Here is a 14,042-nt window from a genome sequence, read left to right as displayed (position 1 = left end):
GCTTTTTCGGTACCTTTATATAGGTAAAAACACAGAAATATGCGGTACACCAAAGAGGAGCGATTTAACCAATACGTGCTCTCCAAATACCAGATCTATAACAGCATCTTTATGACGCTGCCCTTCGATGAAATCACTCATACCGGGGCATTGCTCCCCCTATTTCAGGAAGTGTGCCAACAGGGCTTCGAAAAACAGAAGAACCCTACCGAGATCGTAAACCACTTTTTCAGTCGGTATGCCGAGGCACCATCTGAAGAAGAAAAGATCAATCTGCTGTTTCGTTTTATCCAATACATCGAGCGGCAAGTCGTACTCTTCGATGCCATAGAAGACGCCACCTTTACCATTATCAACAATATGGACGGGCGGGGAACCCTGCGAAACGTTCGGGAAGAGGCCGAGGACAAAAACAAAAAGGAAGCCCTAAAGCAATACTTGGAGCGATTTAAGGTACGTCCCGTACTTACCGCTCACCCTACGCAATTCTATCCGGGACCGGTACTGGGAATCATTACCGATCTGGCCATTGCCATAGAAGACAACGACCTCGATGCCATTAAAATGCTACTGGCGCAATTGGGAAAAACACCCTTCTTTAAAAAACAGAAACCCACTCCCTATGATGAAGCGGTGAGCCTCATCTGGTACTTGGAGAATGTGTTTTACCACAGTGTAAGTGCCATTTACAACTACATACAAAACAACATCTTTGAAGGCGAAAACCTCGACAATCAGGTAATCAACCTTGGGTTCTGGCCCGGAGGGGATCGTGATGGAAATCCCTTCGTTACTACCGAGATCACCCTAAAAGTAGCGGAGCGACTCCGTCTTACACTGCTAAAGAACTATTATAAAGACCTACGAAACCTTCGGCGAAGACTCACCTTTAAAGGGGTAGAGCCGCTTATTATCGCTTTAGAAAGTTCGGTTTACGAACACCTTACCCTTCCTGCGGAAAAAGCGACATTGACAGCCGCCAGTATGCGGGAGCAATTGGAAGCCATGAAAGTCCTATTGGAAAATGAACACCAATCCCTATTTGTAGACGAGGTACAGGACCTCATTCACAAAGTACAGCTCTTTGGGACGCACTTTGCCTCCTTAGACATCCGTCAGGACTCTAGAGTGCATACCCGAGTGATGACCAACATCGCAGAGTGCCATCCGCAACTGTTTACCAACAACTATTCGGAACTTTCGGAGGAAGAAAAGATCGAACAATTGGCAGCCCTAACTGGGAGCATAAATCCTACTTCCCTAACGGACGAAATGGCCGAAAAAACCTTGGCTTCCATGCATGCTATGAAGCAGATTCAGAAATCCAATGGGGAACAGGGATGCAATCGATACATTATTAGTAACAATGGTAGCGTCGTAAACGTACTCGAAGCCTTTGCTATGGTGCGTCTTTGTGATTGGGAAGCACCCACCGTAGATATCATTCCATTATTCGAAACCGTAGATGACCTGCAAGTAGCGAACGAAGTGATGGAAACCCTGTATACGAATCCGCATTACGCCGCTCACTTAAAACGGCGTGGCAATCGACAGTCTATCATGCTAGGCTTTAGCGACGGAACCAAAGACGGAGGCTATCTCATGGCTAATTGGAGTATTTTCACGGCCAAAGAACGCCTTACCGAAGTCTCCCGTACATATGGCATCACGGCCCTCTTTTTCGACGGTCGTGGTGGACCCCCGGCCCGTGGTGGCGGAAAAACCCACCAATTCTATGCTTCCCTAGGCGATACCATAGAACATGAAGAGGTACAGCTTACCGTGCAAGGACAGACAATTTCTTCCAATTTCGGAACCATCGATTCCTGCCAATACAATATGGAACAGCTCATTAGTTCCGGGATTGCCAATGAGGTATTCAGCGATGAAGACACCGCTCTTTCGGACGCAGATCGGGAAACCATGAACCTACTGGCTTCCATGAGCTACGAAGCTTATAAAGACTTTAAAAGTCATCCCAAATTCCTATCCTATTTGGAGCAGATGAGCACCCTACAATACTACGCCAAAACGAATATTGGAAGTCGGCCTTCCAAACGGGGCAAAGGCAGCGAGTTGGTCTTTAGCGACCTGCGTGCCATTCCCTTTGTGGGAAGTTGGAGTCAGCTAAAACAAAACGTTCCCGGTTTCTATGGTGTGGGACTCGCTCTAGAGACCTTCGAACGAAATGGAGTATTCGATAAGGTGGTATCGTTGTACCAACATTCACCTTTCTTTAGAACGCTGCTCGAAAACAGTATGATGAGCCTTACCAAGTCCTTCTTCCCGCTCACCGCTTATATGAAGGACGATCCGGAATACGGGGAATTTTGGTCGCTCATCAATACCGAATACGAACGCAGCAAACGCATGCTACTAAAAGTAACGGGCTATGAAACGTTGATGGAAGATTCTAAAGCTATGCGCGCCTCTATTCGTGTGCGGGAAAAGATTGTTCTTCCTCTTCTTACGATTCAGCAGTATGCTTTGCGAGAGATTCAGCAGTTACGGGCTCAAAATGCGCCTCCAGAACAACTGGAAGTGTTCGAAAAGATGGTGACACGGTCGTTGTTCGGGAATATCAACGCGAGTCGGAATAGTGCGTAAGTCTTAAAGCTCTCAAAAAAATGGTCGCAAAACCACCAAACATTAGTATCTTTATGGTACAAATGTTTTTGAGAATCGCCATGGGCGAAACTGTGTAAGTATGAGACAAAAACGAAGTAAGATATACTTTACCAAACTCACTATAGAAAATTTTAGGTGTTTCGGCAAAAAGCAAACCTTGAACTTTTCGCAAAAGCAAAATCGTGAAGAAGCATGTAGATGGAATGTAATTCTCGGAGACAATGGTGTGGGCAAAACTTCAATTTTAAGAGCATTGGCTTTGTCTATGCTGGACCCCATGGATTTTCGATACCATCGTTTTATCCCTTGGAATTCATTCCGCCGAAGCAACTCCAAAAGAAGTCCAGAAGTAGGATTTAATGCTGTTTTGAACAATGGATCCCGAACGGAAGTAGATTTTGAGATTCAATTGTCTTCTTCAGGGTTCGAAGTGATGCATAAGCCAGAAAATCTGAATGCTATCCCTCCTAATTTTTATGAGGATCTCGTGCTTTATGCCTACGGTGCTGCTCGCAGAATAGGTTCTAAGAGCATGACCAACGAATCGGAGTTTCCCGCGATAAGTTTGTTTCAAGAAGACGAGGAATTGACCAATGTAGAAGAATGGTTGGTACGAGCGGATTATCATTCCCTTAAAAAGGATGGCGCCAAAAAAACCCGTAACCTCATCTTTAGAGCCTTGCGAAAGATCATGCGGAATGAAATTACCAGCATTAAAATCGAATTGTTGGACAATAGAACTGCCGTACTTTTTAAAACTGCCTATGGATGGGTGCCTCTACATGAACTTAGTTTGGGCTATAAGACATTCCTTGCCTGGATGGTAGACTTTGCCAAAGGACTTATAGAACGTTACCCAGAAAGCAAGGATCCTCTTAGTGAACCAGCCGTATGTCTTATTGATGAAATAGATCTGCATTTACATCCTAAATTGCAGCGCGATGTGGTGAGCTTTTTATTGGAAACCTTTAAAGGAACTCAGTTTATAGCCACCGCTCATAGTCCATTAATTGCACAAACCATTAATGACGGAAACCTTATTCTCGTGAAGAAAAAAGGAAATCAGGTCGTAGTGGACAATAATCCAGAAAGTGTACAAAATTGGAGGATCGATCAGATACTGACCAGTGATCTGTTTGGGCTTTCCTCCGGCCATTCTCAGAATACCGAAGAACTACTTAAAGAACGAAAACGAATACTAGGTAGTCGAACCATCTCCCCACATGATGAAGTAAAATTAAGGCAAATCGGCGAATCTTTAGGCGATGTTCCTGTTTGGGAAACCCAAGTAGAGAAGGATGCCTACAGCGCGGTAGACAAAATTGCCGAAATACTTGAAAAAAAGGGGGAGAATGATCCGAATCCACAAATCAGCTAACGTTCCGCAGGTTTTAGTCAATAAAGGCATTCCTGCTACGGATGCGCATAAAGCGCTCTATGATGCCAATCCAGCGGTTTACAAACAGAAATACCATAAGGTGAACAATCCGTTTAAACTAACGTTTGATTCAAAAATTTATGGTAATGCCAACGTAAAAAATCAACTAAAAGACGAGCAGTTTAATAAGTGCTGTTTCTGCGAAAACAAAGACTTTGATGATATTGCTTTTGGCGATGTAGAACACTTTAGACCCAAAGGCGCCTACCAGCAAAAAGCCAACGACACACTAAGTTATCCTGGTTATTATTGGCTTGCCTACGAATGGACCAATCTCTTTTTTTCCTGTCAGATTTGCAATCAACGTCACAAGAAAAATCGTTTTCCTTTGGTAGACCAAACCTTACGATCCGTAGATCACCACGCGCCACAAGAGCAAACAAGCAATACACTTTTAGCGCATCCTTCTTTCGAAAATCCAGAAAATGAAATAGGATTTAGAGAAGAAATCCCTTTTCACAAGACAGATAAGGGTAAAAAGTCCATCCAGGCATTTGGTCTTAATAGAACGAAATTAAATGAAAAAAGAAGGAAGCACTTGGTAGAAGTTAGGAAGAATATTGTTCTTTCGAGGATGGATCTTAGTACAGCTACACAAGATCAAAAGGATCAAATTTTTGCCCTACTTGGCATTCATGACGAAACTTTTCTCGTCGAAATTATCAATACCGCTAAACTATATGTAGATCAAGCCGCAAAGAAAGAAGCCGCATTTACCTCTATGGTAAGAAACAATTTTCCAGCCCTACCTCAATAACTTAATTCCCTTAAAAAGAATAACTCGCTGCCACAATCAAATTACGTCCGGGAGCGGCAATTCCCGAAGAATAGGGACGGTACCGCTGATCGGTAATATTCTCTAAAGTAGCGGTAAGTTGCAAGGCATCCGTCACCTGGTATTGCCCCGCAAAGTTTACCGTGTACCATGAAGGAGAGAACGGATTTCCGTTGTCGTCCAAAGCATATAAAAAGGCATTGTTCTGCTGGCTAGGTGCCAGATCTTCGAAATCGAATTGGCCATTGTATTCCACAAAGCCATCTAACTTCCATTTCTTTTTCTTGAACAACAAATGACTGTTTCCAAACATGGGAGCAACGTGGCGCACCGCGACGCGACTTCCGTCTTCCTCTTCGGTATAGCCATCGGTGACATTGATCTGGGAAGTTAGCTGCACATCTTCAGAGAAATTGACTTCCATCCCAGCTTCAAAACCATACACACGGGAACGCCCAGCATTCTGAATGGCCTGCACATTGCTCAATTCGCCCTGATATTCAATTTGGGTCTGTCCATTCAAACTGAAATCACGACGTACCAAAGCATCTTTTAAAATGGTGTAATACGTGGCTAAATCGAACTTCACCACATCTTCGAAATTCAGATTGGCACCTACTTCGAAGTTATAGGAATATTCGGCCTCTACATCGGGATTGGGGACGACTACGCTTCCGGGTTCGCTATCGAAAATCTTTCCAATATCATCTACGTTGGGCGCTCTAAAGGCAGTTCCGAAATTGAAACGCCAGCCCAATAGCTTACTTGCTTGCCAGGTTAACCCTGCACTTCCAGTAAGGGCACCTGTATTTACTTCGGCATCGTTAAATGGTAATTGGAAAAATTGATTGTTCTCGGTGAAATCTGCGTCGATCAAGATATGATTGTAACGCAGTCCTCCCTGAAACGAAACGGTAGACGACAACTTGGCCTGCAAACTGGCATAGGCCGCCATAGATTGCCAAGTGGATCCATCCGGATAGCGCGAAGCGTCTTTACTACTCACCAAGGTCGTAATGTCGGTTTGGGTACCTTCGCTATTCACCTTATTATATACATATTCCACGCCATAGAAAATGGTACTCTTAGGGGCTACTTTTTTAGTGAAATCCAAGCCTCCTGTATAGGCACTTACTTTTTCATCGCTTTCGAACAATACGGTACCCCCAAAATCACGATCGTTTCGACTTTCCTTAAATCGCTGGTAGCTTAACGTCAATTTACTATCATCAAATAGCGCGACCCCATCTTGTTGGTGGGATACCTGAATATTTCCACTGATCCATTCTTGGGGCCCATAGTACCATTCGGCAGAGCGTAAATGTCCATCACGTTTTCGTATAAGACGATCATATCTATCATAATCGCTGGTAGTAGTATAGAACAGTCCTAAATTAAGATCCCACTGTTCGGAAGGCATATAACGTACCTTCTGCATCATATTGATCTGCTCGTAACCCGTGAATTTTTGCACTTTCGGATCGCTATTGGTCAATACCGTATCTACCCCATTAATGGTCTCTACAAATTCATTACGCAAATAATCGTCGGGACCGTTGCTCCCCATCTTCAAATCTTGGAAATCGCTATAGGAAACACTGGTTAAGAAGGCCCATTCCTTACCGCCTATATTAATATCGGCATGTACGGTCTTTTCCTTATTGGCAGTCGCATGGCGAGCCAATACACTTCCGGAAAGATCGAATCCTTCCTGAAAAGAAAAACTGGGCTTTTTGGTGTAGAAGTTCATAACACCTCCCACGGCATCACTACCATACACTACCGAACCGGGGCCTAAAATTACCTCGGTACGATCTACAGAAAGGGGATCGATAGAAATGACGTTCTGTACATTTCCACCACGGAAAATTGCATTATTGAAACGAACCCCATCCACAGTAATAAGTAATCGGTTGGTCGAGAATCCACGGATCAATGGACTTCCTCCTCCCAACTGACTTTTTTGAACGTATACTTGGCCAGTGCCTTCTAATAGATCGGCAGCGGTTTGTGGATTTCTGAAAATCACATCTTCAGAATTCACCGCAGTAATTTGTTGTGGAATATCGCGCTTGTTCTGACCAAATTTTGAAATGGAAAGTACTACTTCATCCAACTGATTGGTTTCAGCCGATAATCTAACCCGATTACCAGCAGCTATAATTTCATTTTTGGTAAGTGAAAGGGAACTGTATCCTTGATATTGAAAAAAGATGGCTTCACTATCGCTAAAACCAGAGATATTTGCCATTCCGTCGAAGTCGGTTAGGGCATTTTTGCTTTTGTCTTCATTATAAATCGCCACAGAGGGAAGTGGATCTCCATTATCCTCATCGACCACTCGAATGTTTTGGGCACAAATAGATATAGAAAATCCTATGAAACATAGGATGAACAGTACAACACGCATCATCAATTAAATAGTTGGTTCAAGACCAAAAGCGACTTCGGTTTTTTATAGCCCTGCAAATGTAATTGATAATACGACAATAGCAAATTGAGGGCTTCAAAACGTTGTTTTTTGGTGGTTTTTGTTCCCTCTAAATCATCAAAATTTATGCCGAAAAAGCGTTTTAAGGTGTCTACGGCATCCCCCGATTCGGAATAGTCGCCCAGGGGTTCTTTTTCGAAATTTCCTTCCAACAAATTGAAGTAGGGATATTCCATCCCAGAAGTGTCCGGATAAATCCCCAAATAGGCGGTTAATTTCAGTAAAAAAAGTATGTGGAAATTGGCAATGGCTTCGTGCGCATCCAACCATTGAAGGGATACCGAAATGTACTCGAACAAATCTCCATTGGCTTCTTCTTCCTGAATGCTGTTCTTCAGCATTTCTGCTAAAAACAACACAACTGAAGATTTTACGACTTGGGTATGCAAAGTAGTATAAGGTACTAACACCTTTGCCTCCTTGATACGTTCCAAGGTTCCCTTATCCTTGTGAATGGCTTCCAAATGTAATTGGGTAAGGGGCTGAAAGAGCGATGCCCGCAGCTTTCCTTTCTTGGACTTCATGATACCCCGAAGCAAATAGGATTTTAGCCCATAATCTTCGGTAAAGCAACTTACAATAAGGTCTGCTTCGGCATATTTTACGGAAGAAAACACCAATGCACGCGTAGAAACCTGCATGGCTAACGCACTATCATGATTTTGGAAACCTTGGTCTCCAAGGCATCTTCGGTAGTGATCATCACCAAATATACTCCCGATGCTACTCGATATTGCCCGAAAGCCGTAGTATCCCAAAGTACACTTCCCCCTTCGCTCGTTGTTTCGAACACCAAATTACCTTCAATATCGGTAATCTTAACATTGGCCTGAGCGGTAAGCCCGTCGATGGTTACATTACCATTAAAGCCGGGACGCACGGGATTAGGGAAAGCATATACATTTTCTAAATTTTCCCTAGGAGCGGTTGAGGTTCCTTCGAAGGCCACCAGTCCATTTACAGTCGCAAAATATACCCTTCCCGTAGAACCGTCTATGGCAATATCCTGCACATTATCGGAAGGCAAAGGTGAATTGGACTTTGTAAAACGCAGTAGGGTTTCCTGTCCGTTGGAAGACAGATAAAACACTCCTGAAGTGGCGGTAGAAATCCATTTATTATTGGATCCATCTACCTCTATATCGGTGATGGTTTGTTGAAACAACAATTCCTGAGGCACTCCATTCTCTACGATAATGATCTCCTGTGCATCGGTATTGGCTTCTTCATCGAAGAATCCACCTACATTGAAAAGCACACGCAGTCCACGGGAAGTACCGATCCATAGACGATTTTGCCTATCGAATGCAATCGCTCTAGCATTGGGTAGCGGAAGGTTTCCACTTCCTGGGCCATCGACAATACGATTTAAGGACCCATTGGTGGGATTGTATCCTATAAGCCCATTCTCTGCCGAGCCGAAGAACACAAATCCTTCACGACTTATTTCCACGTCGATCAATGCCTGTTCCGAAACGTTGTCCATGATACCGGAGAGATCTACCCTTTCAAACTGATCTCCAGTCCCATTGTTTAGCTTGAGCAAGCCTTCATCCAGTTTAGACTGTAACACCCAAAGGTTCCCTTGACGGTCATAAGTAGTACCATACAAACGGATTCCGGCATTATCACCATCCACAGTAGCTTCAAGCAAGTTACTGGATACCTGATCCAAAAAATCATCCGGAGTCTGATCGGTTATATGAAGCAATCCTCCAATAAAGGAACTCATATATACATCGTTGGGATTGTTAGGGTTTATGGTAACGTTTACCAAATCGGTCGGTTCTCGCACACTACCTCCCAGACCCGTATTTAGCGTTTCATAAGGAATATTGGTCCAAGTTTCTTCCCTTAAATTACTAATACCAAATCGGCTAAGTGGAAAGGGGTTACTAGTAGCTGTTAAGTCTCCAAAAGTGACCCAAAGCTGTCCCGGCGAGGTATCTATGGAAAAGGGTTTGTTAAGAATAGGCCCATCCGGTAGTGCCTGGAGTACATCCTGACTTCCAAATGGAACAATGAGCAAGCCATTGTTGGTGGTTCCCAAAAAGAAGGTATTGTTGAATCCCATACCCGATTGTAACTGAAAATCGAAACCGGGAAGGGTGTTGTTCACTACGGCTACCAAACTGTACCCAATACCATATCCTCTAATGGATTCTTCGGTGGTAATGGCGAGAATATCGCCTTCGGTTTCAAAATCAAGGATAGGGGTTCCCAGATTCTCCACTTGCACAAAACCAACACCTTCGTCATAGCGTTGTATAATATTGTTATTTCTGGCAATGAATACCTCTGTACCCAAGGTTTGTACTCCACGGATATTTCCAGCGGTAAGGGTGGTCCATCGTGCAAAATCGATAAGGTCTTCGTCGTCTACCAAAGCCCGTCGAACGCCTCCTTCACTAGAGGAAGCATAAATATAGGGGTCGGCCACAGTGGTTTGGGTAATTTCTATTTGGGTTCCCAAATCGCCAATAAAATAGGTGTCACCAAATTCCAAGCGAGCAAGATCGTAGACCGTAATACCAAATTGGGCAGAAATGTATACACGGCCATCGTATTCGTAAAAGTCATTGATTCTTTTCCTATCGGGCGGAATGGTAGGCTTATCGAATATATCTACTACATTTAGGATATCCTCATCGCCATCTACAATCACGTCCATTAGGCCGTTTTCGTACCCTACTAGCAATACCCCAAAATCTTCACTATAATAGATACTGGATATAACTTCCCCAGACAACCCATTGATAGTGGAAATGGTTTCGATTTGTTGGCTTAAAAGGTCATAGGCAAACACCGAGTTTTCGGCAGCCACATAGACCTTTCCATTCCCTTGCGAAATGTCCTTAACAGACACATAGGAGAAAAATCCCTTCCAGCTATCCTCAAAATTTTGGGCTGTAGCGAATGCACTTAGAAAACACAGTGCCAGTGCTATGATTTTCTTCATAAAGGAAGTCCCTTGGTTTTCTCTTTTCATAAACACGCTAAAATAGGAATTATTGCGGTATACAAAAGAAAAAGGTCGCCCAAACGGACAACCTTTCTATTATAAGGTATAAAGGGAATTAAACAACGCCTTGGTCCAACATGGCATCTGCCACTTTCACAAAACCTGCAACATTCGCTCCTTTTACATAATCTACGTATCCATCACCGTCTTTACCAAATTTAACACAAGCAGCATGGATGTCGTTCATAATCCCATGAAGTTTCTGATCTACTTCTTCGCGCGTCCAGTTATAGCGCAATGAGTTTTGGGACATTTCTAATCCGGAAGTGGCTACACCCCCTGCATTAGATGCCTTTCCTGGTGAGAAAAGGATCTTCGCTTCTTGGAAAACAGCAATCGCTTCGGGAGTTGTAGGCATATTCGCACCTTCTCCGACGCATATACAGCCATTGGCCACCAATGTTTTGGCCTCTTCCTCGTTCAATTCATTTTGAGTAGCACAAGGCAAGGCGATATCGCAAGCCACACTCCATGGACGTTGTCCTTCGGTATAACTAGCGGACGGATATTTTTCTACGTATTCTTTGATTCGCCCTCGTCTTACGTTTTTCAGCTCCATAACGAAAGCCAATTTCTCTTCGTTAATTCCCTCTGCATCATAGATAAACCCTGAAGAATCGGAGAAAGTAACTACTTTTCCTCCCAATTGCATGGCTTTTTCAGCTGCATATTGGGCTACATTTCCAGATCCAGAAATTACTACTGTCTTACCTTTAAAGCTCTCGCCTTTGGTTTCCAACATATTTTGGGCAAAGTATACGTTTCCATACCCGGTAGCCTCTGGACGGATCAAGGATCCTCCATAGCTCATTCCTTTACCAGTAAGAACCCCAGTAAATTCATTACGTAAACGCTTGTATTGACCAAACATATAACCAATTTCACGTCCTCCTACACCGATATCACCCGCAGGAACGTCGGTATTAGGCCCAATATGTCTGGAAAGCTCGGTCATGAAGCTCTGACAGAAGCGCATTACCTCTGCATCGCTCTTTCCTTTTGGGTTGAAGTTAGACCCTCCTTTACCGCCCCCCATAGGAAGGGTAGTTAAGCTGTTTTTGAATACCTGTTCGAAGCCCAAAAACTTCAAAATGCTCAAATTAACGCTTGGGTGGAATCGAAGTCCTCCTTTATAAGGTCCAATCGCGGAGTTAAACTCTACACGATATCCTTTATTTACTTGAATATTCCCACTATCATCGGTCCATGGAACCCTAAACATAATGGTTCTTTCGGGTTCTACCATACGCTCTAAAAGCATCTTTCCTTGGTACTTTTCGTTCTCCTCGATAAAAGGGATTACGGTTTCGGCAACTTCAGTAACTGCCTGGATAAATTCGGGTTCATTGGGATTTAAATTCTCCGCGTAGGAGATGAAATCTTTAATGCTTTGCTTCACAATAAAAATCTTTGAATTAATAAAAAAAGGTCGAAAAAATGATAATCCTTTAAAATTTCCTGAAATAACATTTTCAAACTGAGAATTCAATAAATTGAAAACGTTTTCGTTATTGTTGGCAAATATAAGTTATCTATAAAAAAGAAAGTTGTTATTTCGTGTAAATAACCCAATTACACTGAATATATTTCTGTGTTAGATATGTTTTTATATATTTGTTACGTCTCAATCTAAACCACATATATAATGAATGCCAGAATATTGCTTATGGTATTTCTTACCCTCGCTGTTGCTAAACAGGAGGTTTTTGCCCAATTGGGCTTCTCGCACGAGATCGGTATCATAACCGGTCCGGTTGCTTTTTATTCGGATTATGGACAGCGCTATGATTTTGAGACCAACATTGGAAATGTAGGTTTTGGGGTAGGAATCGTTCACTACCTGAACTTCTCATATAGAGCAGACTGTAACTGTTATACGAGAGATACCTATTTCAACGATCACTTTAAAATTAGAAGTGAGATAGATTACCATGTGACCAATTTCGAACACCTAGGAGAATGGGTGGACCCGGACAAGACCTCTATTTGGGCAGAACAACTGCGGGGAATGAAAGGTTCTACACGTGTTTTCGATATTGGAGCGCAATTGGAATACTTCCCTCTGAGTATCCGTGATTATGCTGCTGGGGCCTATAGATTTGCTCCTTTTGGCAGTTTTGGTGTACACTGGGTAAGTTTCGATCCGGAAGCGTATAGTGAACTTGGACCTCTTAACACAGTCTCGACGACGCCTGTGAAGTATTTCAATGCCTTTCAACAAGAAGGGGATTCTACTTGGTCTATTGTAATGAGTGCCGGAACACGTTATAAATTGAGCCCATTAAGCGACCTTATGATTGACGCCCGTTGGCAGTACTACTTTTCCAACTGGGTAGATGGACTAAACCCAAGTTTAGAGAATAATGGTGTTCAAGAGGTGCCAGAAAACAAGGCCAATGACTGGATTTTCTGGTTGAATATTGGTTATATCTATTATCTAGATTAAAAACGATACACTTTATATAAGAAAGGGCGGTGCATTGCACCGCCCTTTCCATTGTATCATACTATTTCTTAGGAGCCGATTGCCTGCTCCAAATCGGCAATAAGATCATCGGCGTCTTCAATCCCAACACTTAGTCGAATCAAAGCATCTACTACGCCTGTCTTTTCACGTTCTTCTTTCGGGATGCTGGCATGGGTCATGCTCGCAGGATGCCCACTAAGACTCTCCACACCTCCCAAGCTTTCAGCAAGGGTGAAGATCTTCATGTTTTCTACTATGCGAATCGCCTCGTCATAATCGTTTCCTTTGGTCACAAAGGAGATCATTCCCCCAAAATCCTTCATCTGCGCCTTCGCTACTTCATGATTGGGGTGACTTTCGAATCCTGGCCAGTATACTTTTTCGATTTTCGGATGGTTTGCCAAGTATTCGGCTACCTTCTTCCCATTCTCACAGTGGCGCTGCATACGTACATGCAAGGTCTTAATACCTCTCAATACCAAAAAGCTATCCTGCGGACCACAAACGGCTCCACTGGCATTCTGGATGAAATAAAGACGCTCAGCCAAAGCCTCATCCTTCACAACCAAAGCACCCATAACCACATCGCTATGCCCTCCCAAATACTTGGTGGCACTGTGCATTACGATATCCGCTCCTAAATCCAAAGGCTGTTGCAGGTAGGGTGTCGCAAAGGTATTGTCCACACCCAATAAGATATTGTGCTTTTTTGCTACCTCGGCCAAGGCCTTGATGTCGATAATGTTCATCATTGGGTTGGTTGGGGTTTCGGCCCAAATCAACTTGGTGTTTTCATTTACATAGCTCTCTACCTTATCGGCATTCTCCATACCTATGAAATGGAACTTTACTCCAAAACCCTCGAATACCTTGGTAAATAAACGATAGGTTCCTCCGTACAAATCGTTGGTAGAGATCACCTCATCGCCTGGCTTCAATAATTTGATCACGGCATCGATGGCTGCCAATCCGCTGGCAAAGGCCAATCCGTAGGTTCCGTTTTCAATGCTTGCAAAAGCATTCTCCAAGGCCTGTCTTGTAGGATTATGGGTACGGGAATATTCGAACCCCTTGTGCCCCCCTGGCGTGGACTGGGCATAGGTAGAAGTTTGATAAATCGGGGGCATTACTGCACCGTAAGCGGGATCGTGTTTCTGACCCCCATGTATTGTTTTGGTGTTGAATTTCATCGGTATACTACATTGTAAATTTCGAAAGACA

9 protein-coding genes are annotated in these 14,042 nt (G+C 43.4%); 4 read left to right on the top strand and 5 right to left on the bottom strand.

Going from position 1 to position 14,042, the window contains the following annotated elements:
• Positions 1-39 precede the first annotated feature (39 nt).
• From POV27_RS15055 to POV27_RS15045, 3 genes are all read left to right on the top strand, one after another.
• Positions 40-2,607 (top strand): phosphoenolpyruvate carboxylase, encoded by a 2,568-nt coding sequence (locus POV27_RS15055; RefSeq protein WP_272863616.1) that lies wholly within the window; start codon positions 40-42, stop codon positions 2,605-2,607.
• 100 nt (positions 2,608-2,707) lie between these two features.
• Positions 2,708-4,006 (top strand): AAA family ATPase, encoded by a 1,299-nt coding sequence (locus tag POV27_RS15050; protein ID WP_272863615.1) that lies wholly within the window; start codon positions 2,708-2,710, stop codon positions 4,004-4,006.
• Entirely contained in the window at positions 3,981-4,823 is an 843-nt protein-coding gene (locus POV27_RS15045; RefSeq protein WP_272863614.1) for an HNH endonuclease family protein, read from the top strand. The genes POV27_RS15050 and POV27_RS15045 overlap by 26 nt, the downstream gene beginning before the upstream one ends.
• Positions 4,824-4,833: 10 nt before the next feature.
• Here the strand turns inward: POV27_RS15045 and POV27_RS15040 are convergent, their stop codons facing one another.
• The 4 genes from POV27_RS15040 to gdhA form a co-directional block, all read right to left on the bottom strand.
• A complete protein-coding gene (locus tag POV27_RS15040; protein WP_336375840.1) occupies positions 4,834-7,254 on the bottom strand; it encodes a TonB-dependent receptor in 2,421 nt (806 codons plus the stop codon).
• Complete coding sequence (gene recO / locus POV27_RS15035; protein ID WP_272863613.1) at positions 7,254-7,973, bottom strand: DNA repair protein RecO; 720 nt, start codon at positions 7,971-7,973, stop codon at positions 7,254-7,256. Before recO ends, POV27_RS15040 begins: the two co-directional genes overlap by 1 nt.
• 2 nt (positions 7,974-7,975) lie before the next feature.
• Entirely contained in the window at positions 7,976-10,321 is a 2,346-nt protein-coding gene (porZ, locus tag POV27_RS15030) for a type IX secretion system anionic LPS delivery protein PorZ (RefSeq protein WP_272863612.1), read from the bottom strand.
• 88 nt (positions 10,322-10,409) lie between these two features.
• Complete coding sequence (gene gdhA / locus POV27_RS15025) at positions 10,410-11,753, bottom strand: NADP-specific glutamate dehydrogenase (protein ID WP_272863611.1); 1,344 nt, start codon at positions 11,751-11,753, stop codon at positions 10,410-10,412.
• 246 nt (positions 11,754-11,999) lie between these two features.
• Here gdhA and POV27_RS15020 point away from each other — a divergent pair, with 246 nt between their 5' ends.
• Complete coding sequence (locus tag POV27_RS15020) at positions 12,000-12,800, top strand: THC0290_0291 family protein (RefSeq protein WP_272863610.1); 801 nt, start codon at positions 12,000-12,002, stop codon at positions 12,798-12,800.
• A 68-nt stretch (positions 12,801-12,868) separates the two neighbouring features.
• On the opposite strand, the gene POV27_RS15015 is transcribed toward POV27_RS15020, so the two are convergent.
• The gene (locus tag POV27_RS15015) at positions 12,869-14,011 is read right to left on the bottom strand and encodes a cystathionine gamma-synthase (RefSeq protein ID WP_272863609.1); all 1,143 of its coding nucleotides are present in this window, start codon (positions 14,009-14,011) and stop codon (positions 12,869-12,871) included.
• Positions 14,012-14,042 lie beyond the last annotated feature (31 nt).

The sequence above is a fragment of the Aureisphaera galaxeae genome (genome assembly GCF_028561275.1).
Classification (GTDB): Bacteria; Bacteroidota; Bacteroidia; order Flavobacteriales; family Flavobacteriaceae; genus Aureisphaera; species Aureisphaera galaxeae.
The sequence above is the reverse complement of the archived record's forward strand: the minus strand, read 5'-3'. Positions and strand labels throughout refer to the sequence as shown.